Below are 25,626 nucleotides of genomic sequence, written 5' to 3'. Positions count from 1 at the left end.
GGCATAGAAACTGGCCCGGCTTTTGCTTGTCAAGGAAAACGCTAGCAGCCGGGGCTTACCGGAGCGTTATCGAGCRCTAAAATAGCGAAAAGCCGCCACGCGACCGCGCCACAACCCGAAGACCGGCAGTCAGAGCGTGAAGCCCTCGCCGAGATAAAGACGCCGCACATCGGCGTTGGCGACGATCTCGTCGGCGCGGCCATGCGTYAGCACCTGGCCGGCATGAATGATATAGGCGCGGTCGATCAGGCCGAGCGTCTCGCGCACATTGTGGTCGGTGATCAAGACGCCGATGCCGCGGGCCGTGAGATGGCGAACGAGCTGCTGGATGTCGGCGACGGCGATCGGGTCGATACCGGCGAAAGGCTCGTCGAGCAGCATATAGGCCGGCCGCGTCGCCAGCGCCCGCGCGATTTCGAGGCGACGCCGTTCACCGCCCGACAGCGACATCGACGGCGCCTTGCGCAGATGGCTGATGTGGAATTCCTCGAGCAGCTCGTCGAGGTTGCGTTCACGCACCTTGCGATCCYTTTCGACCACTTCCAGCACGGCACGGATGTTCTGCTCGACGTTCAGGCCGCGGAAGATCGACGCTTCCTGCGGCAGATAGCCGATACCGAGGCGGGCACGCCGGTACATCGGCATCGAGGTGACATCGAAGCCGTCGATCTCGATCGAGCCTTCGTCGACCGGCACTAGCCCCGTGACCATGTAGAAACAGGTGGTCTTGCCGGCACCGTTAGGGCCAAGCAGGCCGACGGCTTCGCCGGCGCGCACGCCAAGCGTGACACCGCTCACCACCTTGCGGCCCTTATAGCTCTTGGTCAGACCCTTCGCGATCAGGGTGCCCTTGAACTTTGCCTTATCGGTGCCGACCGTCGCCGGCGCAGCCGGCTTTGCGGCCGCCCGTCCCGGAAGACGGGCCAGCAGCGAGGTTACGCCGGCCATTAGTTGCCTGACGCTCCCTGCTGTTGCGCGCCCTGCTTTTGGGGCGTGAACGACATCATCACACGGCCGCCGCAGCCGTCGACATTGGCGAGTCCGCTCTTCATCTGCACGGTGAGCTTGCAGCCCTTGAGCACATTGTCGCCCTGCGACAACACCACTTCCTTGCCCTTGAGCACCAGCACCTGCGTCTTCATGTCGAATGTGCCGCTGTCGCCCGTGGCGATCTGGTCGTTCGACTTGACGTAGACTTTGTTCTCCACCTCGAGGTGGTCGATATTGGCGGCGCCGGTCATAGCCGACGCGCCGGCCGCGGCGCTTTTGCCGGCATTGGCATCCTTGACATAGTAGACCGTCATCTTGCCGGCCTTCAGCAGGGTCGGCCCTTGATTGACGGTGACGTTGCCGCTGAATATGGCCATGCTTTCGGCCTGGCGGACCTCGAGCTTGTCGCTTTCGATCTGGATCGGCTGGTCACCCGACAGCTTGAGCCCCGGGATCTGGCTGGTCGCGCTCGATTGCGCGAAGGAATGCGCCGTCRCCAAAAACAGCAATGCGGAAGCAGCGCCCGAAAGCCATGCGGATTTACTGCGACGCATTCTGTTCTCCACCGTTTACCCCCGCTGCCTTCAGCGCGGCTGGATCTATGTTGACGCGAACCCGGTTCTCGAAGACTACGAGCCTGCCGTTGTCCTCGACCGCCATCGAATCCGCCGTGATGCGCGACCCGCCGCGGCTGACATCAACCGGATTGTTCGTCTTCATAGAGCCTTTGCCCATGTCTAGGAAGATCGATTTGAACTTCGCCGCCAGGCCGTCCGTCGTCGTCACGCTGACGTCGCTGGTCAGGTCCATCGTGTTGGCGTCGCGATTGTAGATACCGTGCGCGGYATCGACCGATACGATATTGTCGGTGGCGACGGGCAGTTTGGCGTTGATGCCTTCGAGGTCGATGACGGCCTGCTGGCCGACATCCTGCGTCGCCCTGGTCGCCGTCAGCGAATATGGCAGCTTCTGCTTGGTGAAGCCGTTGAGCTTCGGATTGGCCATCACCAGCTTGCCGTCGGAAAACGCCGTGCCGTCGGCCTGCACCGAGACCGACAGGGGCGCTTTGAGGTAGGAATAGACTGGAAAGGCGACGGCGATGGCGACCGCGAGCAGCGGCACCGCGAATTTCAGCACGCGCACGCGGCGCGAGTGCCGCTGCGCGCGGTTGAAGGCATCTCCGCGCGTGCCGCCCTCGGCCGCCGGAGCCGATGCCTCGCCAGCATCGCTCGTTTCGTCAGATCGCGCCAACATGACTTTCTAATGGACCTTTGCCCGCCCAAACACCGCCTATAGGTGGTATGCCGACACCTACAAGCAAGCACAAGCGGATCAAAACTGCAAAAATGTGACAACTGCCACCCGCAAAATCGACAGGAATCCGGCGAGACGGCTTGTACTTCATAGCAGATAGGGACTTGGTTGCGTTAATTTTTCGTGAGGTCGGCGTCAACGCTTCACGGCGCGGCATTTTCAGGAAACGGTAGCCGTGTGCCGAGGCTTGCTTTAAAAGCGTGCTTTCCCACCGATCCATGAGGCTGACGATGGCAATGAGAGCCGACGACCTGATCGACCGCCGCCGCTTGCGCCGCAAGCTGACTTTCTGGCGCGTGGTCGCGTTTCTGGTTCTGGCGGCCGCGGTGATCGCGTTCTCGACCTGGGTCTATGACGACAATTTTACCGGCCAGGCGGTTCCGCACATCGCCAAGGTCAAGATCGAAGGCACCATCACCGAGGATGAGGAACTGCTCAAAAGGCTGGAGGCGATCCGCAAGTCGCCAGAAGTGAAGGGCGTCATCCTGTCGATCGATTCGCCCGGAGGCACCACGGTCGGTGGCGAGTCGACATTCGAAGCCGTGCGCAAGCTTGCCGGCGACAAGCCCGTGGTGGCCGAGGTCGGCACGCTGGCGGCATCGGCCGGCTATATGATCGCCAGTGCGGCCGACCATATCGTCGCCCGCCAGACCTCGATCGTCGGCTCGATCGGCGTGCTGATCCAATATCCTGACGTCAGCGGTCTCATGGACAAGCTCGGCATCAAGCTGGAGGAAGTGAAATCGTCGCCGCTCAAGGCTTCGCCCTCGCCCTTCAAGCCGACCAATGACGATGAGCGCGCCATGGTGCGCAAGCTGATCCTCGACAGTTACGACTGGTTCGTCGGCATCGTCGCGGACCGCCGCAAGATGACGCACGAGCAGGCGCTGGCGCTGGCCGACGGTTCGATCTTCACCGGCCGCCAGGCGTTGGCCAACCATCTGGTCGACGCCGTCGGCGGCGAGCAAGAGGCGATCGACTGGCTGGCGACGAAGGGCGTGGACGCCAAGCTCAAGGTCGTCGAGTGGAAGGACAAGGACAGGCGTGGYGGTTTCCTGTTTTCCCAGTCGATGGCAAAACTGGCGGCCAAGGCGCTCGGCCTGCCGGATGCCGGCGGCGATGTCATTCACGAGCTCGGCGCCGACCGCTTGTTTCTTGACGGTCTCGTTTCGGTCTGGCACCCTTGACATCTCGCTTGGACGAGCCAAAAAAGCAATAAAATCATCCTGATAATCGACTGCAGTGGTTTTACGGGGAACGTTATATGATCAAATCCGAGCTTGTGCAGATTATTGCCGCGCGCAACCCGCACCTTTTCCTGCGCGATGTCGAAAACATCGTCGGTGCGATCTTTGACGAGATCACCGATGCGCTTGCCGAGGGCAACCGGGTCGAGTTGCGCGGTTTCGGCGCCTTTTCGGTGAAGAACCGTCCCGCCCGCACCGGCCGCAATCCGCGCACCGGCGAATCCGTCGAGGTCGAGGAAAAGTGGGTGCCGTTCTTCAAGACCGGCAAGGAGTTGCGCGAAAGGCTGAACAGCGGCAAATAGGCCGCGCGCCGGCGGGTTGAAACGGCATCTTGGCGCTTAAAGCATGTCTCCCGAAAGTGGAGGCCGGTTTCGGGACAAGGACATGCGCGCTTAGGAAGCTTCTCTCTGTGGAGATCTGATGTTCAATCGCTTCGTCCTCGTCGTGGTCTTCGTGCCGCTGGCCATCATCCTGATCGCGCTTGCCGTCGCCAATCGCGGCCCCGTCGCCTTCACGCTCGATCCATTTCATCCCGGCAATCCCGCGCTGACGCTGAACCTGCCGCTTTTCATCTTCCTGTTCCTTGCCCTGGCCGTCGGCATGGTCGTCGGCAGCATGGCGACGTGGGTGAAGCAGGGGCGCTACCGCAAGCTCGCGCGCCAGCGCGGTCTGGAAGCTGAAAACCTTCGCCAGGCGGTGAGCCGCCCACCGGCGGCGCCCAATGGACCAGCGCTGCCCAAGCCGAACTAGCTAACGCCTCACGGAGCCTCCGATGCTGACCGTTTCGRCCGCCGAGGTCGACCGCGCGCTGACCTTTCCCGGCCTTGTCGAGACATTGCGCACCGCCTTCCGCGAAGGCGCGATGCAGCCGGTTCGCCATCATCATGGCGTCGAGCGCCCGGACGGCGCCGCCTCGACCCTGCTTTTGATGCCGGCCTGGACCGACTTCAATGCCGCTGGTACCTCGGCGGGAGGCCATATCGGCGTCAAGATCGTCACCGTATCGCCGGACAACAACGCCATCGGCAAGCCGGCGGTGATGGGCCTCTATCTTTTGCTCGACGGCGTCACCGGCGAGCCGCAGGCGCTGATCGACGGCCAGCGCCTGACGCAGTGGCGCACGGCTTGCGCCTCGGCGCTTGCCGCCTCCTATCTCGCCCGCAAGGACGCCTCGCGGCTTCTGGTGATCGGCGCCGGCGCGCTGTCGCCGTTCCTTGCCAAGGCACATTCGGCGGTCAGGCCGRTCGCATCCATCCGCATCTGGAACCRCACGCCGGCCAATGCCGAAAAAGTGGCGGCCACCTTGCGAGCCGAAGGCCTTCCTGCAAGTGCCGCCGGCGATCTCGACGCGGAGCTTGCCGAGGCCGACATCGTCGCCTCCGCGACCATCTCGAACACGCCGCTGGTCAAGGGCGCGCTGCTGAAGCCCGGCGCCCATGTCGATCTCGTCGGCGGTTTCACGCCGACGATGCGCGAAAGCGATGACGACGCGATCAAGCGCGCCCGCGTCTATGTCGACACCCGCGCCGGCGCCACCAAGGAAGYCGGCGACATCGTCCAGCCGCTGGCCTCRGGCGTRCTGAAACCGGAAGCGATCGTCGCCGACCTGCACGAGCTTGCCCGCGGCGAGAAGCAGGGCCGGCAAAGCGACGGCGAGATCACGCTGTTCAAGTCGGTTGGCGCAGCGCTTGAGGATCTCGCCGCAGGCATCGCCATCTACAAGGCGCTGCGCGCAGGCAGTAGGGATTAGGCAGGAGGAAGACTCACACCTACTGCCTACTGCCTACTGCCTACTGCCTACTGCCTACTGCCTACTGCCTACTGCCCATTCGGCCAGTAGACGCGCAGGCGATGATTGTCCGGATCGAGCGCCACGAAGGTTCGTCCGAAATCGAGATCGGTTGGCGCCTGCAGTACCTTAAGGCCTCTGCCGATCCAATCCGCGTGAGTGGCGTCGACCGTCGCTGYGTTCTCAACCGCGATCACGAGCTCGCCGCCACCGCCTGCTGCCGCCGCAGCCGGTTCCACTGTGTGGCGCGACCAGAGGCCGAGCTTGAAGCCTTTGTCGAGCACGAACATCACGAAGGTCGGCGAGGATTCGACCGGCTCGCGTCCGAGCAAGGAGGCATAGAACGCACCGCTCTTTTCCGGACTGTCGACATAGAGGATGACGAAATTCGGCGTGGTCATATCTGATCTCCAAACTATCTGAACCTTGGAAACCATACGCAGAGCTACTGTCAGATTCTGGCAGCAGCGATCAGCCGGAAGCGTCTTTCGCGCCGTTCCGGCCGGGCGCGTCAAGGCCCGCCCGCCACTCTTTCAGCATCGCCTGGCGGCGGCGCGGATAGCGGATGTCGGTCGCTGTCAGATCGGATATCCGGTCGGCGCGGAAATGCCGGAAATCCCGGCGCGTCTCGCACCACGCCACCATCACCCGCACCTTGTCGAAGAAGGCGAGCGCGAACGGCCAGACCAGGCGCTTCGATGCTGCTCCACCGGCGTCACGATAAAGGAAGCCGAGCTTGCGCTCGTCGCGGATCGCCTGCCGCACGATGGCCAGGTCGATCGCTTCGGCATTTTCCGAGCGCGGTCCGACAAGCAGCGTTGTCGCGTCGAGATCCTCGCGCAAATCATCCGGCAGCACCGCCGCGATCTTGGCCAGCGCATCGGCCGCGGCGACCGCCAATCTCTTGTCCGGCTGCTTCGCCACCCAGCGCGAGCCGAGTACGATCGCCTCGATCTCCTCGTCGCTGAACATCAAAGGCGGCAGCATGAAGCCGGGCCTCAGCACATAGCCAAGCCCCGCCTCGCCCTCGATCGGCGCGCCCTGCCCCTGCAGCGTCGCGATGTCGCGGTAGAGCGTGCGGATCGACACACCCATCTCGTCCGCGAGCATGCGGCCGCTCACCGGCCGGCGATGGCGGCGCAGGATCTGGATCAGGTCGAGCAGGCGTTCCGAACGGGACATGAATGGCTAACCGGCGTGCCGGACAATAAGGCTGGCCCGCGCATCGCGGCAAGCAGCCAATGCCACGGAACGCCTGCGTCCCGTTCCCGTTGTCTCCGCAATGGAGATGCGCGGTTTCCTGTTCTTCTGGTCGGTGCTGACCGTTTTCGTCGCGGCGCTCAGCCTTGGGCCGTCCTTTGCCCATGTGCTGGAATCGCTGCCCAGGCTGACGAAATGGTCGCCGGCGCTGTGGCGAGAGGCGACGGTCTTCAACGGCCAGTTCCTGCTTTTTGCCGTGATCGGAGCCCCGCTCGATATCGCTGCGATCCTCTGTCCGGCGTTGCTTGCCTGGATGCTGCGTGGCCAGGCTGCGGCCTTCCGCTTTGTGCTCGCGGCCACATTGCTCTATGCGGCCGCGCTGGCGCTCTGGTTCGGCCTCGTCAAACCGGCCAACGATATCCTCGCGACCTGGACGCCGGGACCGATCCCGGAAAACTTCGAAGCCATCCGGCTACGTTGGGAAACCGGCCACATGGCGGTGACTGTGGCCAAGGCGCTTGGCTTCATTTCGCTCTGCTTCGGCCTGCTCGGCGTTCGGCATGGCTGACGACCCACCATTGAATGAGCCGGGCTTTGTTGCGCCGGTGGGCTTAGCTGTGGCAGAAGCGGGCCGAACCGCCGGAGATGATCCTTCTTGAAATCTTTTCGCGACAAACGCCGCGATGGCCGCCCGCATCCCGCAAGGGCGGAACAGCCTCGCCCGCGTGATGCGTTCCCGGCCGGGCGGCATCAGGCCGCGCCCRCCGAGCGCCGCGAAACGAAACCGGCGGACCGGCAGGACGCCAAACCGGCGCCACGCGTGCCGGCGCGCCCCGAGGGCGTGCTGCCCGCCGAGCGCCTGCCATTGATCCTCGAAGTCGCGCCCAACGCCGATTACGCGCTGCTGGACAGCGGCGCCGGCGAAAAACTCGAGCAATATGGCCCCTACCGCATCGTGCGCCCCGAGGGCCAGGCAATCTGGCAGCGGGCCCTTCCAGCGAAGGAATGGGAGCGCGCCGACGCCATCTTCACCGGCGACACCGACGAGGAAGGCATCGGCCGCTGGCGCTTTCCCAAGGCGCCGCTCGGTGAGACCTGGCCGATGAAGCATGACGGCATCGATTATCTCGGCCGCTTCACCTCCTTCCGCCATGTCGGTGTTTTTCCGGAGCAGGCCTCGCATTGGGACCATATGGCCGGGCTGATCGCGGYGGCGAAGCGCCCGGTCAAGGTGCTGAACCTCTTCGGCTACACGGGCCTCGCCTCGCTGGTGRCAGCCCGCGCCGGCGCCGAGGTCACCCATGTCGATGCCTCGAAGAAGGCGATCGGCTGGGCGCGCGAGAACCAGGAGATGGCCGGCCTTTCCGGCAAGCCGATCCGCTGGATCGTCGAGGACGCGGTGAAGTTCGCCGAGCGCGAGGACCGCCGCGGCAGCCGCTACGACATCGTGCTGTTCGACCCGCCGGCCTATGGCCGAGGCCCGAAGGGCGAGGTCTGGCAATTGTTCGAGGACCTGCCGGGCCTCACCGACCTTTGCCGCTCGATCCTGACGCCGAAACCGCTGGYCGTCGTTCTCACCGCCTATTCGATCCGCGCCTCCTTCTTCGCCATCCATGCGCTGATGCGCGACACTTTTGCCGGCATGGGCGGCACGGTCGAATCCGGCGAACTGATCATTCGCGAGAAGTCGGCCGGCCGCGCTTTGTCGACCTCGCTGTTCTCGCGCTGGGTGGCTTGAATGAACCCACATGACGGCGCCCGCCCGGTTGGGCAGGTCAAGGAAGTCACCAGCCTTGCCAATCCCCTGGTCAAGGACATCAAGGCGCTGGCGCTGAAGAAATTCCGCGACCAGCAGAACGCCTTCATGGCCGAGGGCCTGAAGCTCATCATCGACGCGCTCGACCTCGGCTGGTCGATCAGGACCCTGGTCTTCGCCAAGGCCGGACGCGGCAACGCGGCGATAGAAAAGGCCGCCGCGCGCACCGTCGCCGCCGGCGGCACGGTGCTCGAAGTTTCGGAAAAGGTGCTGGCCGCCATCACCCGGCGCGAAAACCCGCAAATGGTGGTCGGCGTCTTCGCGCAGCAGACCGTGCCGCTGAAGGACATCCGCGCCAGGGACGGCGATGTCTGGGTGGCGCTCGACCGGGTGCGCGACCCCGGCAATCTCGGCACCGTGATCCGCACCGTCGACGCGGTCGGCGCCAGGGGCGTCATCCTGGTCGGCGACACCACCGATCCGTTCTCGCTGGAGACGGTGCGCGCCACCATGGGTTCGATCTTCGCCGTGCCGGTCGCGAGAGCCACCGAGCAGGCTTTCCTCGCCTGGCGGCGCGATTTTTCGGGTCTTGTCGTCGGCACGCACCTCAAGGGCGCGGTCGACTATCGCTCCGTCGATTTCACCAGGGGGCCGGTTCTGCTGCTGATGGGCAACGAGCAGCAGGGACTGCCCGACAGCCTCGCCGAAAGCTGCGACCGCCTGCTCAGGATCCCCCAGGCCGGCCGGGCCGATTCGCTCAACCTGGCGGTCGCCACCGGCGTGATGTTGTTCGAGATAAGGCGCGGCGCGTTGAAGCTCGAGCCCGCCAACGACAGCCGATGAGGACTCCCAAGTGAAATCCTGGTCCCCTTACGTCGTGCTGGTCGTCATCGTCATTGCGCTCGACCAGTGGATCAAGCAACTGGTCGAGAACGGGCTCGCTTTCCAGGAGAAGGTCGATCTCCTGCCCTTCCTGGCCCTATTCCGCACCTACAACACCGGCATCGCCTTCTCGATGTTCGAGTCGTTCGGCGATACCGGCCTGGTGGTCATCGCCGTGCTGGTCGTGGCCTTCGTGCTCTATCTCKCCACGCGCACGCCGGCCGGCCATGTCGTCGCCCGCATCGGCTTTGCGCTCATCATCGGCGGCGCGCTCGGCAACCTCATCGACCGCGCCGTCTACGGCCACGTCATCGACTACATCCTGTTCCACACGCCCGTCTGGTCTTTCGCGGTGTTCAACCTCGCCGACGCCTTCATCTCGGTCGGCGCGGCGCTTGTCGTCTTCGACGAACTGATCGGCTGGGGCCGCGAGGCCAAGCCCCAGGATCCAGGCAATTGACCTGACGCGGTTGAAGCCGCAGACTTCCGAGCAATTCCAGGAAAAGTGTGCAGCGGTTTTCCGTCCGGAATTGCTTAAAGCGTAAAGCTCAGAACCGAGGAGAAAAACGTGACCGACACCTTCAAAGCGATCCTCGTTTCGCGCGATGCTGACAAGAAGCAGTCCGTCGATGTCGTCGACCTCACCGAGGCCGATTTGATGGAAGGCGACGTGACCGTCGCCGTCGAGGCGACGACGGTGAACTATAAGGACGGGCTCGCCATCACCGGCAAGGCGCCGGTCGTGCGCCGCTGGCCGCTGGTTCCTGGCATCGATTTCGCTGGCACCGTGATCTCCTCCTCGCATGCCGACTGGCGCAAGGGCGATAAGGTGATCCTTAACGGCTGGGGCGTCGGYGAGACGCATTACGGCGCCTACGCTGGCCGCGCCCGCRTCAACGGCGATTGGCTGGTGCCGCTGCCCGACGGCATGAGCCCGCATGACGCGATGGCCGTCGGCACGGCGGGCTACACGGCCATGCTTTCCGTCATGGCGCTGGAGCGTCACGGCATCGTGCCCGACCGCGGTCCGGTGGTGGTGACGGGTGCTGCCGGCGGCGTCGGCTCGGTCGCCATCTCGATCCTGTCCAGCCTCGGCTACCATGTCATCGCCTCGACCGGCCGCAACGCCGAGAGCCCCTATCTGATCGATCTCGGCGCCGCCGAGGTGATCTCGCGCGAGGAGCTCAGCCAGCCGGCGAAGCCGCTCGCCAAGGAGCGCTGGGCCGGCGGCGTCGACTCGGTCGGCAGCCATACCTTGGCCAACGTCCTGTCGATGACCTCCTATGGCGGCGCGATCGCTGCCTGCGGCCTGGCCGGCGGCATGGATCTGCCGGGAAGCGTCGCGCCCTTCATCCTGCGTGGCGTCTCGCTGCTGGGCATCGATTCGGTGATGGCGCCGAAGGYCGTCCGCCTGGAGGCATGGCGCCGCATCGGCACCGATCTCGACTYGAAGAAGCTTTCGACATTATCGCGCACGATCGGTTTCGACGGCATTGTCGCCGCCRCGCGCGACATCGTCGAAGGCAAGATCCGGGGCCGCGTCGTCGTAGATATGTAGCCGGAAGTCGCGGCTCCGCCCGCGCCCGCAAGGCGGTAGGAATCCACGCAATCGCTAAAATTCGAACGATCCCTCCCAATCTTCCATAATCTCTGTCTGGCATGGTCCGTGCATGGTCGCGGACTCCGACATCAGACAGGACAGCAAAGCCACGAGCGCTGACAGGCTCATCGCCGATGCGCCGAAGCGGCARGTGCTTGCCGCGCCGCCGTTGGCTCCCGAATTGCCCGCGGCCAGCCACGAAGGCCTGYCGTTCCTGACGATCGTCGCCATCGCCGTCATGGCAGGGCTCGCRCATCTCACCGGAGCGCCGCTCATCGTCACCRCCGGCCTTGTTGCTGCGGCCCTTGCCGGCCTCGCCATGCATCTGCGCAGCCGTCGCGACGAGCGTCGCACCGCGGCACTTCTCGACGAAACCGCCGCCCGCAGTCGCGCCGAGATCGAGACCCTCGCCGACCGCATGTGGGAGATGCAGGAGAGCGAGGAACGCTTCCGCGGCCTGATCGACGCGCTTGGCGACCTCGTCGTCCATCGCGACCGCGACGGCCATATCGTCTATGCCAACAGCGTCTTTGCCTCGCTTGTCGACGTCGACGCGCGCGATCTTGCCGGCAGGACCTTGTCCGAGCTCGGCATCGATGTCGGCGTCGTCCCTGACGCCGCCTTCTCCGATCATGAATGCCTGAGCTCCACCGACGTCGCGATCCGCACCCCGAACGGGCCGCGCTGGTTCTCCTGGATCGAATTGTCGGTGCGCGACAAGGACACCGGCGCGGTCTCGCACCGGGCCATCGCCCGCGACATCACCGCCCGCAAGCGCGCCGAATCCTCGCTGATCACCGCGCGCGAGCGGGCTGAATATGCGAGCCAGGCCAAGTCGCGCTTCCTCGCCACCGTCAGCCATGAGATCCGCACGCCGATGAACGGCATCATGGGCATGGCGAAGCTGCTTGCCGATACCGACCTTTCGCCCGAGCAGCGCACCTATGTGGGCGCCGTCTCCACCTCGGCCAGCGCGCTGCTCGCGCTCATCGAGGACCTGCTCGACTATTCCAAGATCGAGGCGGGCCGCTTCGAGCCCGAGCCGCAGCCGACCTCGCTGCGTGAAATCGCCGACAACATCATCGAGCTTCTGGCCGCGAAAGCCTTCGCCAAGAACATCGGCCTTGGCTRCCATGTCGAGCCCGACGTGCCGCAGATGATCACCGCCGACCCCGGTCGCGTGCGCCAGGTGCTGCTGAACCTCATCGGCAACGCGGTGAAGTTCACCGACACGGGCGGCGTGCTGCTCACCGTGGCGCGCGCGCGCACCGAAACCACCGACCGCATCTGCTTCACCGTCGCCGACACCGGCCCGGGCCTGCGCGAAGAGGACATGGAGCGCATCTTCGAGGAGTTCGAGCAGTCCGACGGCACCTCGACCAGGGTGCATGGCGGCGCGGGTCTCGGTCTTGCCATCTCGAAGCGGCTGGCTACCGCGATGGGCGGCACGATCTCGGTCTCGAGCCGGCTCGGCGAAGGGTCCGAATTCGTCCTCGAGCTACCGGCGGTCGCTGCAACCGAGCCGCCGCCGCATCGCCACAACATCCTCGCCGACCGGCGAGCGGTGATCGTGTCGAAAAACCCCACCGAGGCCGATGCCATCGCCCGCACGATCAGGGCCCATGGCGGCATCGTCGAGATCGCGGCGACACCAAGCCAGGCCGCTCCCTTCGCTGCCGGCTGCAACGTGCTCCTGATCGACGCCGCGCTCGAAAACAGCGACGGCAGGCTGCTCAAGCGGCTGCGCGACTCGGGTTTTACCGACTGCGAGGCCATCACCCTGATCGCGCCGACCGACCGCGGCATGCTCGGCGAATTCCGCGCCAGCGGCTACGCCACTTTCCTCGCGAGGCCCGTGCGCGGCGAGACCCTGCTGCGGGTGCTGTTGACCAGCCATGGCTCCGCGCTCGTCCAGCCGCGGCCGGAGCCCCGCCAGGCTTCCTCGCGCAAGCGCGACCAGGGCCTGTCGGTGCTGATCGCGGAAGACAATGACATCAACGCCATGCTCGCCCGCGCCACGCTGCTCAAGGCCGGGCATCGCGTCAAGATCGTCGGCAACGGCAAGGCCGCGGTCGATGCCGTCACCGATGCAGGCCTCAAGTTCCRCTTCGACGTGGTGCTCATGGACCTGCATATGCCTGTCATGGACGGRCTCGATGCGATCGCCGCCATCCGTCGCCATGAAGAGTCGCTCGCCATGCCGCCGATCCCGATCATGGTGCTTTCGGCCGACAGCCAGGAAAAGACCCGGCATGCCGTGCTCGCCCATGGCGCCAGCGGTTTCGTGACCAAGCCGCTCGACCCGGACGCGCTCGTCCAGGCGGTCGAGGGCCAGGTTGCGGCCTGAGGAAATTTTTGACCGTTGAACACCTTGGCTTGACTGGCTTTCGCGGCCACAAGATAGCCGGTTGAGAGTATTGCCCAGCCGACAAAGTATTGCCCGCCACGTCGTATCACGGTACTGTCACAATCCTGTTGCACCTACACCGTATCCCCGTGCCAAGAGGGATGRCTCGAAGGAGAATCACTCGTGCATACAGTCGTGCCTGAATGTGACACTCGGCCGAACGCCGGCGGCGCCCTGCTCGCTGCCCGTACCGCCGACGCCGTCGCAAGCGGTGCTCCGCTGGGCCGCATCGGCAATCTCGAAGTGCGGCTCGCCCGCAACGAGGCCGAAATCGCCGCCGCCCAGGAAGTCCGCTATCGGGTATTCTACGACGAGCTCGGCGCGAGGAAGGACCTGTTCCAGGCGCAGAACCGGCGCGACGCCGACCGTTTCGACCCGCTCTGCGATCACCTTCTTGTGTTCGATACCTCCCTTCCCGGTCCTGAGCATCGCCGGATCGTCGGYACCTACCGCTTGCTGCGGCAGGAGATCGCCACAGCCGCCGGCGGCTTCTATTCCGAGGGCGAGTTTGAGCTCACCAAGCTGATCGCGCGGCATCCCGGCCAGCGCTTCCTCGAGCTCGGCCGCTCCTGCGTTCTGCCGGAATACCGCTCCAAGCGCACCATCGAGGCGCTCTGGCAGGGCATCTGGGCCTATATCRACCATTACGGCATCGGCGTGATGACCGGCTGCGCCTCTTTCCRTGGCATCGTGCCGGCGGCGCATGCCGAGGCGCTGACCTATCTCGCCCATCATTGCCGCACCAACTCCGCCTGGGATGTTCGCGCGGTTCCGGGACGCTACTRCTCGATGGACCTGATGCCGATCGAGGCGGTGAACACCAAGGCGGCAATCGCCGCCATGCCCCCGCTGGTCAAGGGCTACCTGCGCGTCGGCGCCCGCATCGGCGACGGCTGCGTCATCGACCACGAATTCTCGACCGTCGACGTCTTCGTCGTCATGYCGGTCAAGGAGATCGGCGCCCGCTACGTCAACTACTATGGCGGTGAAGGGCAGCGCTTCGYGGCTTGAGGCAGTAGGCAGTAGGCAGTAGGAGAACTGCTACGATTCGTGCTCTTACGACTGTTGCCTAGTCCCTAACTCCTATTCCCTCTCTTCACGGAATATCTTCCGGCCTTCGCCCCGGCCGACTCTTGTAGGCCGGAAACGACCAGCCGAACTTGAGGGCCCCGCCGCGCACCGCGAACGCGCCCGCAAAGCCGAGCAGGCTCGACGCCAGCGCCGGCAGGCCGGCAAGATCGCCAATGGTGAAGATCGTCGCGCCGGCAAGGGCCGCGGTGACATAGATTTCGGGCCTGAGCAGCACCGAGGGCTCGCCGGCAAGCAGGTCGCGCAAGATGCCRCCGAACGTTGCCGTCAGCACGCCCATGATGACCGACACGACGGGCGAGCCGGTGATCGCCAGCCCCTTGGCCGCGCCCAWCACCGAAAACGCGGCAAGGCCGATGGCGTCGAGCCAGAGCAACAGCTTGTAGCGGGATTCGAAGCGGTGGGCGCTGAAGAACACCAGCACCGCGACGACGGCGCAGATCAGCACATAGCCGCTGTTGGCGACCCAGAACACCGGCAGGTTGAGGATGACGTCGCGCAACGTCCCGCCGCCGATGCCGGTGACGCTGGCCAGGAACAGGAAGCCGATGATGTCGAGCTGCTTCCGCGATGCCGCAAGCGCGCCCGTCGCCGCGAAGACGGCGACRCCGGCATAGTCGAGCAGCGCGATGGGGTTTAAGGGCATAGGCAGTAGGGAGTAGGCAGTAGGGAACAAGGGCGTATAAATAACACGAAGCCGCGCGATTGATACGGCCCCCTACTGCCTACTGCCTATTCCCTAATCACGCATCCTTCTCGGCCTGCTCGTTCACTGGACCCGGYTCGACCTTCGCCTCGGCGGCCGTCTTCGGTCCGCCCTTGGCGACGCCGACCATCGCCGGCCGCAGCACGCRCTCGCCGATCGAATAGCCCGGCTGAACCACCTGCACGACGGTGCCGGCCGGAACCTCCGGATTGGGCACCTCGAACATCGCCTGATGGAAGTTCGGATCGAACTTCTCGCCTTCCGGCGCGAGCTTCTTCACGCCGTGGCGCTCCAGCGCCGAAAGCATGGCGCGTTCGGTGAGGTCGACACCTTCGATCAGCGCCTTGAACCCGGCGTCGCCGCTGGCCTTCGCCTCGGCTGGGATCGCGTCCAGCGCGCGGCGCAGATTGTCGGATACCGACAGCATGTCGCGCGCGAAATTGGCGACGGCGTAGGCGCGGGCGTCCTGCACATCGCGCGCTGTGCGCCGCCGCAAATTCTCCATCTCGGCCGCCGCGCGCAACGCACGGTCCTTCAGTTCCTCGTTTTCCTTCAGCAGCCGCACCAGCGCTTCGTAGTCGCCGTCGACACCACCTTCCGCACGCTCGCCGGAAGCCTGGGTGGCTTCCATATCTTCGGGCGTGCGTTCGTCTTTTGCCTGGTCGCTCATCGCGTTTCCCGTCATTCGGATTGGTTTGGATTTGCGCCCGATATCGAGGTTTGGCGGTCAAAAATCAAGGGGTAAGCGCGGACCGAGAATGTCCGGCCGTCGTTCCAAGTTAATTCAAATTTTACCCTATCACGCGGCTTTGCTTGCCCTCGAATGCCGTTGCGGGAACCATAAACGGGCTGGAGGAGTTTCGAAGCCGACACAGGATTTTGGGACATGAGCGGCAATCACGRCAACAGGCGCGCCGAGCTGGCCAACGATATCCGGCGGCAGGCCGGCAGCGAGGTAACGAAGCGCTTTCTGCGCACCTTGCCGGCATTTCGCCTGGAAAAGGAGATGCCCCAGCGGCTAAGTGATCTGCTTGACCGCCTCGACGATGCAGAGGCGGAGAATGCGGACGGCGGGCGGCGCTCAATTGCCGCGCGCCGCCACTAAGAGCAATTCCAGGAAAAGTGTGTAGGGTTTTCCGTCCGGAATTATGCAAAAGACAAGTTCAGGCCGCCTTCCGGTCATCGCGCATCAGCGCTTCGCCATGACGGATTTCCGTGCCGAGCACCTTCAGGCATTCCCGCATGAAGGCCGCGAGGCCCGGCCAGCCCTTGGCTGAAACCAGATTGCCGTCGACATGCGCCCCGGTCGGGGCGACATCGATATAGGTACCGCCGGCAAGCGTCACTTCCGGCTCGCAATACTGCAGCGCCGCGACCTCCTTGCCGCGCACCACGCCATCGACCGCGATCAGGATCTGCACGCCGTGGCAGATCGTGAAGATCGGCTTCCCGGTCTCATGGAAATGCCTGACCAGCGCCTGCACGCGCTTGTCGATGCGGATATATTCCGGCCCGCGCCCGCCCGCCGCATAGACCGCATCGTAATCGGCCGGATTCACCTCGGCGAAGGTCTTGTTGAGGATGTAGTCGTGGCCCAGCTTTTCGGTATAGGTCTGGTGGCCCTCGAAGTCGTGCAATGAGGTCTTCAGCACGTCGCCCGCCTTCTTGTCCGGGCATACGACATGGACGGTGTGGCCCACCGCGTGCATGRCCTGTTCGAACACGAAAATCTCATACTCCTCGCTGAACTCGCCAACGAGCATCAGTATTTTCTTACCGGCCATGCTCTTCCTCCTTTGGCTGGCTGTTATTTCGCGGTCCGAAATAATGACCCCTACCCTAAGCGCAGGCCAGCCGAAGGGAAAGCCTGAATCGCCAATGTGGTCCGACCAGAACGATACGGGGTTCGTTCCAGACCTATTTTGGGCCGATCCGGCCGCCGCCCTGTGCGGCGCTGGTCAGACCAGCACCGTACCCTCGCCGCTCGAAAAACAGAGTCAGCCGGGACGTTTGCGCCGCCAGGAATATTTCGGCCCCCTGGGTTCCGCCTCCACCGCCGGCTGATAGTACACCGGCAAGCCGCCGGTCTTGCCTTCCTCCAGGCGCTTCAACAGCACCGGGTTGGAGACCTCGAACTCGTCGAAGCCAAGTCGCAGCATATGCGGAAGCTGGTCGACCAGCACCTGACCGGTGGCGCGCACGGCGCCCTTGAAATGGTACCGGGCCCGCAGCAATTCGCCCTTGGAGAAGGAGCGGCCGTCATTGAAGGCCGGAAAGGCGAGCGCCACCAGGGACAACTGGTCGAGCAGGCCGGTTATCTTGTCGAGCTCGTCGCCGGGCTGCAGCAACACCCCGAGGCGCTCCTTGGCTGACTTGCGAACGTCCTCATCCAGCCCAAGAAAAACCTGTAGCGGCAGGACGAAACGGCCATTACCGGCAAGCGCTTCGGCGCTTTCGGCGTGCGTCCACTCGTCTTCGCGAAAACCGTCCGGGGTCCAAAGGCGGGTCCCCGCTGTCGTCGATCCAGTCATCAAATCCTAAAGTCCTAAAGATTCCAAGGATATGCCGAGATTCAGGTGAGGCCGAGCCGAAAATGGTGACTTCCGAGAACCGGAGCGGAGCGTACTTGAAGTACGTGAGCACCGGAAGCACAGGAAGTCGCCATTTGCAGGCCGGCCTCACCTGAATATCAGGCGTATCCTAAAGTGAGGCGTCGGTCAGCGACTTTTCCAGTCCGGAGAGGTGAATGCCGCACTCGGTCTTGGCGTGCCCAGCCCAGCGGCCGCTGCGCGCGTCCTCGCCGGGCTGCACCGGCTGCGTGCAGGGGAAGCAACCGATCGAGAGATAGCCATAGGCGACCAGCGGATTTTCGCGCAGCGCATGCGCGCGCATGTAGTCGGCTTGGTCCGAGGTCGTCCAGTGAGCCAGCGGGTTGATAYGGATGCGCGAGCCGACCGCCTCGAAGACGGGCAGCGCCGCCCGCGTCGAAGCCTGGAAGCGCTTGCGTCCGGTGAACCAGGCGCGGAACGGTTCGACGCCGCGCGCCAGCGGCTCGACCTTGCGCACATTGCAGCAGGCGTCGGTGTCGGTCTCGTGCAGCCTGCCGGTCGGATCGACGCGTTCGAGCGCGGCCTCCTCCGGCTGAATCACCCTTATATCGGTCAGGCCGAAATCGGCCACCAGCGCGTCGCGATAGCCGAGCGTCTCCTCGAAATGCTTGCCGGTGTCGAGGAAGATGACCGGCAGCGAACGGTCGATCTCCGAGATCATGTGCAGAAGCACCGCCGAATCCGCGCCGAAGGACGACACGGCGGCGACCTCGCCGCGAAACAGGTCACGCGCCGCTCGCTCGATGATCTCGATCGGCTTCAGATGGCCGTGCAGCGCGTCGAGCCCCGCCGCTTCCGCGGCGACGCCCGTCTCCACGCTGCCGGTACGGTCAAGCGGCCTTGGTTTCGCCAGCATAGAGCGCCTCCTTGAACGGCGCGGGACCGACACGGCGGTAGGCGTCGATAAAACGTTCGTCGGGATTGAGCCGAAGGCCGAGATAGGTGTCGACGATCTGCTCGATGGCATCGGTGATCTCTTCCGAGGAGAAGCCGCGGCCGATGATCTCGCCCACGGATGTGTTTTCGTCGGCCGAGCCGCCAAGCGTCACCTGGTAGAGCTCGGTGCCCTTCTTCTCGACGCCGAGGATGCCGATATGGCCGACATGGTGGTGGCCGCATGCATTGATGCAGCCGGAGATCTTCAGCTTCAATTCGCCGATCTCGCGCTGYCGCTCGAGCGAAGCGAAGCGGCGCGAGATTTCCTGCGCCACYGGAATGGAGCGCGCCGTGGCCAGCGAACAATAATCGAGGCCCGGGCAGGAGATGATGTCGCTGATCAGGTTGGAATTGGCAGTCGCCAGGCCGATCTCCACCAGCGCGTCGTAAACCGCCTTGAGATCGGCGCGCGCCACATGCGGCAGGATCAGGTTCTGCTCGTGGCTGACGCGCAGTTCGTCGAAGGCGTATTTCTCGGCAATGTCGGCAACTGCTTCCATCTGGCTGTCGGTGACGTCGCCGGGCACCTCGCCGATGCCCTTGAGCGAAATCGTCACCGCCGCATAATCGGGATGGCGATGCGTCACGACGTTCTGGTCCAGCCATTCCGAGAAGCTCTTGGAATCGAGCCGCGCCTGCTTGACGACAGCATCGCCTTCCGGCCGGGCCGACAGCGCCGGCGGCGCGAAATAGGCGTTGATCGCCGCGATATCGGCCTCCGGCAGCTTCAGCTCGGTGTCCTTGAGCTCCTGCCACTCGGCCTCGATCTGCCTTGCGATTTCCTCGACGCCGGTCTCGTGCACCAGGATCTTGATACGCGCCTTGTACTTGTTGTCGCGGCGGCCGTAGAGGTTGTACACGCGCAGAATCGCCGTGCAGTAGGACAGCAACTGGGCTTCCGGCAGGAAGTCGCGGATCTTCTTGGCGATCATCGGCGTGCGGCCCAGGCCGCCGCCGACATAGACGGCGAAGCCCAGCTCGCCGGCCGCGTTCTTCTTCAGATGCAGGCCGATGTCATGCGCCTGGATGGCGGCCCGGTCGCGCTYGGCGCCGGTCACCGCGATCTTGAACTTGCGCGGCAGGTACGAAAACTCCGGATGGACCGATGACCATTGGCGCAGGATTTCCGCATAGGGACGCGGATCGGCGACCTCGTCCGCGGCCGCCCCGGCGAAGTGGTCGGCGGTGACGTTGCGGATGCAATTGCCGCTGGTCTGGATGCAATGCATCTCAACGCTGGCAAGATCGGCCAGGATCGCMGGAACATCGGCGAGCGCCGGCCAGTGRAACTGGAGGTTCTGGCGCGTGGTGAAATGGCCGTAGCCCTTGTCGTATTTGCGCGCGATATGGCCGAGCATGCGCAATTGCCGGCTGTTCAGCGTGCCGTAAGGCACCGCGATGCGCAGCATATAGGCATGCAGTTGCAGATAGACGCCGTTCATCAGCCTGAGCGGCCGGAACTGGTCCTCGCTGATCTCTCCGGCAAGCCGGCGCTTTACCTGGTCGCTGAACTCGGCGACACGGGCCTGAACGAAATCGTGGTCGAACTCGTCGTAACGGTACATGCTTTGTCTTTCAGGGCGCGTCCGCCCGTTGCCTTCCTTGGATTTAAGCGGCTCGTTCCGCTTGCTTGCCGAGATCGGGGTGGATGGTTGGGCCCGCGGCGCGGATCTTCTCGCGCAGCCGCACCGGCTCGACCAAACCATCGACAATGGTGACGTCGATCACGTTGACGTCCAGGACCTCATTGTTGGCGGCGGCCGCGGCGCCGATCGCTTCGAGTCGATCCTCCGCCGCCTTGTCATGCGCGACATCGGCATGGCCGACCGTCTCCGCCCAGCCGCCGGCGGCGTACCAGACGGCGATGCCGTCGGAGAGCCTGTTCGCGGTCAGTACCTTCATTGCTCAACTCCTTGGGCGACAGCTGAAGCCGCGCCCTCATGCCCCGTATCTTCACATCTATGTGCCGCGAGCGGCTCGGATCGTTCGAAATTGGCGCCGGCAACGGCGTCGCCGATGATCGTCATCACCGGGCCGGTGAGGTCGGCGCGCGCCTCCAGGGACGGCAGGTCGGCCAATGTCCCATGGAAACGACGGCGAGTGCCGAGGCTGGCGTTCTCGACGACGGCGACGGCGGTGTCCGGCGACAGCCCGGCTTCGATCAGCCGGCCGGCGACCTCGGCGGCAACCGAACGGCCCATATAGACGGCGACGGTCGCGCCGGAGATGGCAAGCTTTGCCCAGTCCGGCAGCGAGTTGCCCTTGAGATCGTGCCCGGTGGTGAACACCATCGAGGAAGTCACACCGCGCAGCGTCAGCGGCAATTCGAAATCGGCGGCGGCGGCGAAGGCCGCGGTGACGCCCGGAACCACCTCATAGGCGACCCCGGCGCCGCGCAGCGCCGCCATTTCCTCGCCGGCGCGGCCGAACACCAGCGGGTCGCCGGACTTCAGCCGCACCACTTTGCTGCCGGCGCGGCCAAGCTCGATGAGCAGCGCGTTGATCTCTTCCTGGCTCTTGGAATGACAGCCCTTGCGCTTGCCGACCGGCAGGCGCTCGGCGTCGCGGCGGCCCATGGCCACGATCGCCTCGGGCACCAGCGCGTCATAGACGATGGCATCGGCCTCCATCAGCAGGCGGTGCGCACGCAAGGTCAAAAGATCCTCCGCGCCCGGGCCGGCGCCGACCAGCGCGATATGCCCTTCGACCGGGGCATCCTGGGTCAAAAGCTCGAGCGCCGCGCCATGCGCCTCGGCGAGTTCGCCTGCTTCGATGGCCTTGGCCGGTGCGCCGGCGAAGAAATCGCTCCAGAAGCGGCGGCGGCGATTGCCCTTCGGCAGTTTCTCGGCGGCGGTGCGGAACGACGCGGCGAGCGCCGCCAGCCGGCCGAGCGACGGCGACAGCATGCGATCGATGCGCCCGCGCAGCATCTGCGCCAAAACCGGTCCGGCGCCTTCGGTGCCGATGGCGACGGCGACCGGCGCGCGGTTGACCAGGGCCGGGGTAAAAAAATCGCAGAGCTCAGGCCGATCCACGACGTTGACCGGGATGCCCAGCCGCCGCGCGTCCTCGGCTACGCGACGGTCGAGCGCCTCGTCGCCGCTCGCGGCGAACACCAGGGCCGCATCCCGGAGATGCGCCGCTTCATATGCCGCCTCGATGCGAACGGCGCCGGCCGATGCGATGAAGTCCAACAGACCGCTGCTGGCATTGTCGGCAATGATGCGCAGCACCGCGCTCGACTGCGCAAGCAGCCTGGCCTTGGCAAGCGCCTCCTCGCCGTTGCCGACGATGGCCACGGCTTCGCCATCGACCCGCATGAAGACGGGAAAGGCATTGAGCTTGGTGTTGGTCGGCGGCATGGCAACGAGCAATATTGGAACAGTTTGGCAGTTTTACGCGGGCTGGCCAAAAACCAGAAGGCAAGCACTCGCGTGCCGCCGAACAGCAGGCAATCGCTTTTTCGCAGCCGCGAAGGGCAAGAGAAAAAAATTCTACTTTAAGAATGGGACGGACAGGGCGAGGTGAGAAACCGCCTTGATCCGTCGCAATTTTTAGCACCGGGTCGGGAAAGCGGCAAAACAGTTTTTTCTAAATTCTACTAACTTGGTAGATTAAAGCCGACCTTGCTGTTCGGCACCCGGCAACGCCTGGCCGGAGCAGTCGAAGGCGCTACCGCCAGATCGGAACCATCATGCTCCGCGGCTCGTTTGCCTAGCGATCATACTGTCGATCCCGAGCGCCGTCGATCGACAACAATGCAAAGCAAAGGAGGTAGGCCATGAGCGTCAAGCTGAAGCGCGGATTGTGGGTCATCGTGGCCGATGGCGAAAAGGCGCTCTTCCTGCGCAACCAGGGCGACAGCAAGTTCCCGAATCTGGAAGTGGTGCAGGAGATGGAACAGGAGAACCCGGCAACGCGCGAGCAAGGCAGCGACAAGCCGGGCCGGCAAAGCAATGAAGGCCCCCGCAGCGCCGTCGAAGAAACCGATTGGCACCGTCTGGGCAAGGAGCGCTTCGCCGTCGAGATTGCCGACCGGCTCTACAAGCTCGCGCATGGTGGTGCGTTCGACGCGGTCGTGCTGATCGCGCCGCCGCAGGTGCTTGGCGAGATGCGCCAGAAACTGCATAAGGAAGTCAGCGRCAAGGTGCAGGCCGAAATCCCGAAGACGCTCACCAACCACACGATTTCCGACATCGAGAACCTGCTGCAAGCGGCATAAGGCGGCGAAAAGAAAGCGGCTTCGAGGCTGGATCGCGTCCCGAAGCCGTCTCTTTGTCGGCGGGGCGCCGATTTTCCGGTCCGCGCACTCCTTGAGCGTCGTTTTCTGCGCGGCGGTGGTTGCGTCATCGCCGCTCCCTCTACCATATTGCCGAAGGCGACGGCCTCGGCGGGCGCCCATCCGACATCGTGAATTTTCGAAAGGCGCTCCATAGACAATGCCGCATGACACACCCCTTATCGCCACCATCGTCGCCGGTCTGGGGCTTGCATTCGTCTTCGGGGCGTTAGCCAACCGTTTCCGCATCCCGCCGCTTGTCGGCTATCTTGTCGCCGGCGTCCTGGTCGGCCCGAACACGCCGGGTTTCGTCGCCGACGCCAGCCTCGCCAACGAGCTCGCGGAGATCGGCGTCATCCTTTTGATGTTCGGCGTCGGCCTGCATTTTTCGCTGAAGGACCTTCTGTCCGTCCGCGCCATCGCCGTGCCGGGCGCCATCGTGCAGATCGGCTTCGCGACGCTGCTCGGCGTCGGGCTTGCCTGGCTGCTCGGCTGGTCGCTGGGCGCCGGCCTGGTCTTCGGCCTGGCGCTTTCGGTCGCCTCGACCGTGGTGCTTTTGCGCGCCATGCAGGAGCGGCGGCTGATCGAGACCGAGCGTGGCCRCATCGCCGTCGGCTGGCTGATCGTCGAGGATCTGGCAATGGTGCTGGCGCTGGTGCTGTTGCCRGCGCTCGCGGGCGTGCTTGGCGGCCAGGCGCAGGTCGATGACCATGCGAGCCTGCTTTCGCTGCCCGCCAGCTACGGCATATGGGGCGTCGTCGGCGCAACATTCGCCAAGGTCGCCGCCTTCGTCGTCGTGATGCTGGTGGTCGGCCGCAGGGTGATCCCGTGGATCCTGCATTACGTCGCCCATACCGGCTCCAGGGAATTGTTCCGGCTCTCGGTGCTGGCGATCGCGCTCGGCGTCGCCTTCGGCGCGGCGAAGCTGTTCGGCGTTTCGCTGGCGCTCGGCGCCTTCTTCGCCGGCATGATCATGAGCGAATCCGAACTCAGCCACCGCGCGGCGGAAGAATCACTGCCGCTGCGCGACGCCTTCTCGGTGCTGTTCTTCGTCTCGGTCGGCATGCTGTTCGACCCGCTCAGCCTGATCAGCAACGGCCTGYCGATCCTCGCCACATTAGCGATCATCATTATCGGCAAGTCGATCGCGGCTTTCGTCATCGTGGTCGCCTTCCGCTATCCGATCGCGACCGCGCTGATGATTTCGGCGAGCCTTGCCCAGATCGGCGAATTCTCCTTCATCCTGGCCGAGCTCGGCGTCGGCCTGAAACTGCTGCCCGAACAGGGCCGCGACCTGATCCTGGCCGGCGCGATCCTGTCGATCCTGCTCAATCCGCTGATGTTCCTCGTTGTCGACTGGATGAAGCCGTGGCTGGAAAAGCGCGCCGGCAAGACGGCTACGCCCGAGGAGGCAAAGCCGATCGGCCCGGCGACCGAGCCCGGCCAGGTCGCTTCGGTCCAGGCAACGTCAGGAAAGGAAGACGGCCCGCCGCCCAGGACCGCGCTTGCCGGCCATTCCATCCTGATCGGTTATGGCCGCGTCGGCAGTCTTGTGGGCGCGGCGTTGAAGGAAGCCGCCCTGCCCTTCCTGGTGATCGAGGACGCCGACAAGACGCTGGCGAAGCTGCGCGACGACGGCGTCGAGACCGTCGCCGGCAATGCCGCCAATGCGGATGTCTTCGCGGCCGCCAATCCGGAGGGCGCCAAGCGGCTGATCCTCGCCATTCCCAATGCCTTCGAGGCGGGGCAGGTTGTGCTCAGGGCCCGCGCGGCCAATCCGGAGATCAACGTCATTGCCCGCGCTCATTCCGACGCCGAGGTCGAGCATTTGAAAGGGCTCGGCGCCGACACCGTGATCATGGGCGAGCGCGAGATCGCGCGGGGGATCGTTGAGGTGGTGACCGGCAAAAACACCGGTCCGTCCGGTCCCGCCATGGTGGTCGATCCCCAACCCGCCTGACGTGGCTCATGCAACGAAGGCGGAGCCACCATTCCGCGCGATATCGCTGAGATATTTCGCCGGTGGCTTACCCAGCGCCTTYTTGAACATGGTAATGAAGGCGGTGACGGAGTGATAGCCGAGATCGCCCGACACCTGTTGCACACTGGCGCCGGATGACAGTTCCCTGAGCGCGACGATCAAGTGCAGTTGCTGGCGCCAGCGGCCGAAGCTCAAGCCCGTCTCCTTGACGATAAGACGCGCCAGGCTGCTTTCGCTCAGCGCCACGCGATCCGCCCACTGCGCCAGCGTGCCGCGATCGGCGGGGTCGTCGGCAAGCGCTTCGGCGATCCGTCGCAGCCGCGGCTCGGCCGAGATCGGCAGGTGCAATTGCTGCACGGGCATCAGCGGCAGTTCGGCGAGCAGGACCTTTCCCAGGAAATCGCACCGCGCGTCGTGTGGCGCGCATTCCGACAGTTCGATGATCACCTCGCGCAGCAGCGGCGAGATCGACAGCGTGCAGCACCGATCCGGCAGGTCGGCGGCGCCCGGCTCGATATAGACGAAGAAAATCCTCGCATTGGCCGTCGCGATGTTGCTGTGCTCCATGCGGCTCGGCACCCACACCCCGCAATGYGGCGGCACCATCCAAAGCTCGTTCGGAACGCGGCAGGTGACGGCACCGCCGAGCGCGAAGACAAGCTGCCCCTTGCGATGCCAATGCTCGCGCACCTCGGCCCTGGTCTCGGTGACGTCGACGCCAATTGCGATCGCCGGCGCGGCCACTTGATCGACATCGAAATCCAGCCAGGGCCAGCGGAGTGGCTGTCTCATGCTTGACGTCTTTTAGCGATCATTTGGCTTTATCTCTAAATTTTTCAAA

The 25,626-nt window shown here is 64.6% G+C and carries 28 protein-coding genes; 14 read left to right on the top strand and 14 right to left on the bottom strand.

Features of this window, described 5'->3' with window-relative positions; all coding sequences use genetic code 11:
- Positions 1-129: 129 nt before the first annotated feature.
- From lptB to lptC, 3 genes are read right to left on the bottom strand one after another with little or no spacing between them, the layout of a single operon-like run.
- Positions 130-948: an LPS export ABC transporter ATP-binding protein gene (gene lptB / locus LCM4576_RS14510; RefSeq protein ID WP_071032692.1), complete on the bottom strand. Its 819-nt coding sequence runs from the start codon at positions 946-948 to the stop codon at positions 130-132.
- Positions 948-1,544 (bottom strand): LptA/OstA family protein, encoded by a 597-nt coding sequence (locus tag LCM4576_RS14505; RefSeq protein ID WP_071032691.1) that lies wholly within the window; start codon positions 1,542-1,544, stop codon positions 948-950. The genes lptB and LCM4576_RS14505 overlap by 1 nt, the downstream gene beginning before the upstream one ends.
- The gene (gene lptC, locus LCM4576_RS14500) at positions 1,531-2,244 is read right to left on the bottom strand and encodes an LPS export ABC transporter periplasmic protein LptC (RefSeq protein ID WP_071032690.1); all 714 of its coding nucleotides are present in this window, start codon (positions 2,242-2,244) and stop codon (positions 1,531-1,533) included. The genes LCM4576_RS14505 and lptC overlap by 14 nt, the downstream gene beginning before the upstream one ends.
- A gap of 290 nt (positions 2,245-2,534) precedes the next feature.
- On the opposite strand from lptC, the gene sppA reads away from it, so the two are divergent.
- The 4 genes from sppA to LCM4576_RS14480 all read left to right on the top strand — a co-directional run bounded on the left by sppA (position 2,535) and on the right by LCM4576_RS14480 (position 5,301).
- Entirely contained in the window at positions 2,535-3,491 is a 957-nt protein-coding gene (sppA, locus tag LCM4576_RS14495) for a signal peptide peptidase SppA (protein WP_040990429.1), read from the top strand.
- A gap of 77 nt (positions 3,492-3,568) precedes the next feature.
- A complete protein-coding gene (locus tag LCM4576_RS14490) occupies positions 3,569-3,853 on the top strand; it encodes an integration host factor subunit beta (protein WP_040990317.1) in 285 nt (94 codons plus the stop codon).
- 118 nt (positions 3,854-3,971) lie between these two features.
- Positions 3,972-4,301 (top strand): hypothetical protein, encoded by a 330-nt coding sequence (locus LCM4576_RS14485; RefSeq protein ID WP_040990318.1) that lies wholly within the window; start codon positions 3,972-3,974, stop codon positions 4,299-4,301.
- 22 nt (positions 4,302-4,323) lie between these two features.
- The gene (locus tag LCM4576_RS14480; RefSeq protein ID WP_071032689.1) at positions 4,324-5,301 is read left to right on the top strand and encodes an ornithine cyclodeaminase family protein; all 978 of its coding nucleotides are present in this window, start codon (positions 4,324-4,326) and stop codon (positions 5,299-5,301) included.
- A 68-nt stretch (positions 5,302-5,369) separates the two neighbouring features.
- Here LCM4576_RS14480 and LCM4576_RS14475 read toward each other — a convergent pair whose 3' ends face one another.
- Positions 5,370-5,741 carry a VOC family protein gene (locus LCM4576_RS14475; protein WP_071032688.1) on the bottom strand — a complete coding sequence of 124 codons (372 nt, stop codon included), beginning with the start codon at positions 5,739-5,741 and terminating at the stop codon, positions 5,370-5,372.
- Between the two features lie 70 nt (positions 5,742-5,811).
- On the bottom strand, positions 5,812-6,522 hold the full coding sequence (locus LCM4576_RS14470) for a YafY family protein (RefSeq protein WP_071032687.1): 711 nt from the start codon (positions 6,520-6,522) through the stop codon (positions 5,812-5,814).
- 100 nt (positions 6,523-6,622) lie between these two features.
- On the opposite strand from LCM4576_RS14470, the gene LCM4576_RS14465 reads away from it, so the two are divergent.
- The 7 genes from LCM4576_RS14465 (at position 6,623) to LCM4576_RS14435 (ending at position 14,196) form a co-directional block, all read left to right on the top strand.
- On the top strand, positions 6,623-7,108 hold the full coding sequence (locus tag LCM4576_RS14465) for a hypothetical protein (RefSeq protein WP_071032686.1): 486 nt from the start codon (positions 6,623-6,625) through the stop codon (positions 7,106-7,108).
- An 87-nt stretch (positions 7,109-7,195) separates the two neighbouring features.
- A complete protein-coding gene (locus LCM4576_RS14460; protein WP_071032685.1) occupies positions 7,196-8,278 on the top strand; it encodes a class I SAM-dependent rRNA methyltransferase in 1,083 nt (360 codons plus the stop codon).
- Positions 8,279-9,139 carry an RNA methyltransferase gene (locus LCM4576_RS14455; RefSeq protein WP_071032684.1) on the top strand — a complete coding sequence of 287 codons (861 nt, stop codon included), beginning with the start codon at positions 8,279-8,281 and terminating at the stop codon, positions 9,137-9,139.
- Positions 9,140-9,149: 10 nt separating this feature from the next.
- Positions 9,150-9,638: a signal peptidase II gene (lspA, locus tag LCM4576_RS14450; RefSeq protein ID WP_071032683.1), complete on the top strand. Its 489-nt coding sequence runs from the start codon at positions 9,150-9,152 to the stop codon at positions 9,636-9,638.
- A 108-nt stretch (positions 9,639-9,746) separates the two neighbouring features.
- Positions 9,747-10,736 (top strand): MDR family oxidoreductase, encoded by a 990-nt coding sequence (locus tag LCM4576_RS14445; protein ID WP_071032682.1) that lies wholly within the window; start codon positions 9,747-9,749, stop codon positions 10,734-10,736.
- A 112-nt stretch (positions 10,737-10,848) separates the two neighbouring features.
- Positions 10,849-13,125: a PAS domain-containing hybrid sensor histidine kinase/response regulator gene (locus LCM4576_RS14440; protein WP_071032681.1), complete on the top strand. Its 2,277-nt coding sequence runs from the start codon at positions 10,849-10,851 to the stop codon at positions 13,123-13,125.
- Between the two features lie 183 nt (positions 13,126-13,308).
- Positions 13,309-14,196: a GNAT family N-acetyltransferase gene (locus tag LCM4576_RS14435; protein WP_071032680.1), complete on the top strand. Its 888-nt coding sequence runs from the start codon at positions 13,309-13,311 to the stop codon at positions 14,194-14,196.
- An 85-nt stretch (positions 14,197-14,281) separates the two neighbouring features.
- On the opposite strand, the gene LCM4576_RS14430 is transcribed toward LCM4576_RS14435, so the two are convergent.
- Positions 14,282-14,920: a trimeric intracellular cation channel family protein gene (locus tag LCM4576_RS14430; protein ID WP_071032679.1), complete on the bottom strand. Its 639-nt coding sequence runs from the start codon at positions 14,918-14,920 to the stop codon at positions 14,282-14,284.
- Between the two features lie 97 nt (positions 14,921-15,017).
- Positions 15,018-15,650: a nucleotide exchange factor GrpE gene (gene grpE, locus LCM4576_RS14425; RefSeq protein WP_071033142.1), complete on the bottom strand. Its 633-nt coding sequence runs from the start codon at positions 15,648-15,650 to the stop codon at positions 15,018-15,020.
- A gap of 216 nt (positions 15,651-15,866) precedes the next feature.
- Here grpE and LCM4576_RS14420 point away from each other — a divergent pair, with 216 nt between their 5' ends.
- Complete coding sequence (locus tag LCM4576_RS14420) at positions 15,867-16,085, top strand: hypothetical protein (protein ID WP_071032678.1); 219 nt, start codon at positions 15,867-15,869, stop codon at positions 16,083-16,085.
- 58 nt (positions 16,086-16,143) lie between these two features.
- Here the strand turns inward: LCM4576_RS14420 and LCM4576_RS14415 are convergent, their stop codons facing one another.
- From LCM4576_RS14415 to cysG, 6 genes are all read right to left on the bottom strand, one after another.
- Entirely contained in the window at positions 16,144-16,764 is a 621-nt protein-coding gene (locus LCM4576_RS14415; RefSeq protein WP_071032677.1) for a DJ-1/PfpI family protein, read from the bottom strand.
- A 213-nt stretch (positions 16,765-16,977) separates the two neighbouring features.
- Complete coding sequence (locus LCM4576_RS14410; RefSeq protein ID WP_040990332.1) at positions 16,978-17,511, bottom strand: DUF934 domain-containing protein; 534 nt, start codon at positions 17,509-17,511, stop codon at positions 16,978-16,980.
- 169 nt (positions 17,512-17,680) lie between these two features.
- On the bottom strand, positions 17,681-18,445 hold the full coding sequence (locus LCM4576_RS14405; RefSeq protein ID WP_071032676.1) for a phosphoadenylyl-sulfate reductase: 765 nt from the start codon (positions 18,443-18,445) through the stop codon (positions 17,681-17,683).
- Positions 18,420-20,090: a nitrite/sulfite reductase gene (locus LCM4576_RS14400; protein WP_071032675.1), complete on the bottom strand. Its 1,671-nt coding sequence runs from the start codon at positions 20,088-20,090 to the stop codon at positions 18,420-18,422. Before LCM4576_RS14400 ends, LCM4576_RS14405 begins: the two co-directional genes overlap by 26 nt.
- Before the next feature lie 43 nt (positions 20,091-20,133).
- Entirely contained in the window at positions 20,134-20,427 is a 294-nt protein-coding gene (locus LCM4576_RS14395; protein ID WP_040990335.1) for a DUF2849 domain-containing protein, read from the bottom strand.
- A complete protein-coding gene (gene cysG, locus LCM4576_RS14390) occupies positions 20,424-21,887 on the bottom strand; it encodes a siroheme synthase CysG (RefSeq protein ID WP_071032674.1) in 1,464 nt (487 codons plus the stop codon). The genes LCM4576_RS14395 and cysG overlap by 4 nt, the downstream gene beginning before the upstream one ends.
- Positions 21,888-22,306: 419 nt before the next feature.
- Here cysG and LCM4576_RS14385 point away from each other — a divergent pair, with 419 nt between their 5' ends.
- The gene (locus LCM4576_RS14385; protein WP_071032673.1) at positions 22,307-22,747 is read left to right on the top strand and encodes a host attachment family protein; all 441 of its coding nucleotides are present in this window, start codon (positions 22,307-22,309) and stop codon (positions 22,745-22,747) included.
- A 217-nt stretch (positions 22,748-22,964) separates the two neighbouring features.
- Positions 22,965-24,764: a YbaL family putative K(+) efflux transporter gene (gene ybaL / locus LCM4576_RS14380; protein ID WP_071032672.1), complete on the top strand. Its 1,800-nt coding sequence runs from the start codon at positions 22,965-22,967 to the stop codon at positions 24,762-24,764.
- 6 nt (positions 24,765-24,770) lie between these two features.
- Here ybaL and LCM4576_RS14375 read toward each other — a convergent pair whose 3' ends face one another.
- The gene (locus LCM4576_RS14375) at positions 24,771-25,577 is read right to left on the bottom strand and encodes a helix-turn-helix domain-containing protein (protein ID WP_071032671.1); all 807 of its coding nucleotides are present in this window, start codon (positions 25,575-25,577) and stop codon (positions 24,771-24,773) included.
- Between the last annotated feature and the right edge of the window lie 49 nt (positions 25,578-25,626).

This window comes from Mesorhizobium sp. LCM 4576 (genome assembly GCF_001854815.1).
GTDB lineage: Bacteria > Pseudomonadota > Alphaproteobacteria > Rhizobiales > Rhizobiaceae > Mesorhizobium > Mesorhizobium plurifarium.
Note: the sequence above shows the minus strand (reverse complement) of the source record. Positions and strands in the feature narration are given on the sequence as shown.

Coding starts and splice junctions, on each gene's coding strand:
- LCM4576_RS14490 (WP_040990317.1), top strand. CDS start 3,569: ATGATCAAATCCGAGCTTGTGCAGATTATTGCCGCGCGCAACCCGCAC.
- LCM4576_RS14485 (WP_040990318.1), top strand. CDS start 3,972: ATGTTCAATCGCTTCGTCCTCGTCGTGGTCTTCGTGCCGCTGGCCATC.
- LCM4576_RS14470 (WP_071032687.1), bottom strand. CDS start 6,522: ATGTCCCGTTCGGAACGCCTGCTCGACCTGATCCAGATCCTGCGCCGC.
- LCM4576_RS14465 (WP_071032686.1), top strand. CDS start 6,623: ATGGAGATGCGCGGTTTCCTGTTCTTCTGGTCGGTGCTGACCGTTTTC.
- LCM4576_RS14455 (WP_071032684.1), top strand. CDS start 8,279: ATGAACCCACATGACGGCGCCCGCCCGGTTGGGCAGGTCAAGGAAGTC.
- LCM4576_RS14410 (WP_040990332.1), bottom strand. CDS start 17,511: ATGACTGGATCGACGACAGCGGGGACCCGCCTTTGGACCCCGGACGGT.
- LCM4576_RS14395 (WP_040990335.1), bottom strand. CDS start 20,427: ATGAAGGTACTGACCGCGAACAGGCTCTCCGACGGCATCGCCGTCTGG.
- cysG (WP_071032674.1), bottom strand. CDS start 21,887: ATGCCGCCGACCAACACCAAGCTCAATGCCTTTCCCGTCTTCATGCGG.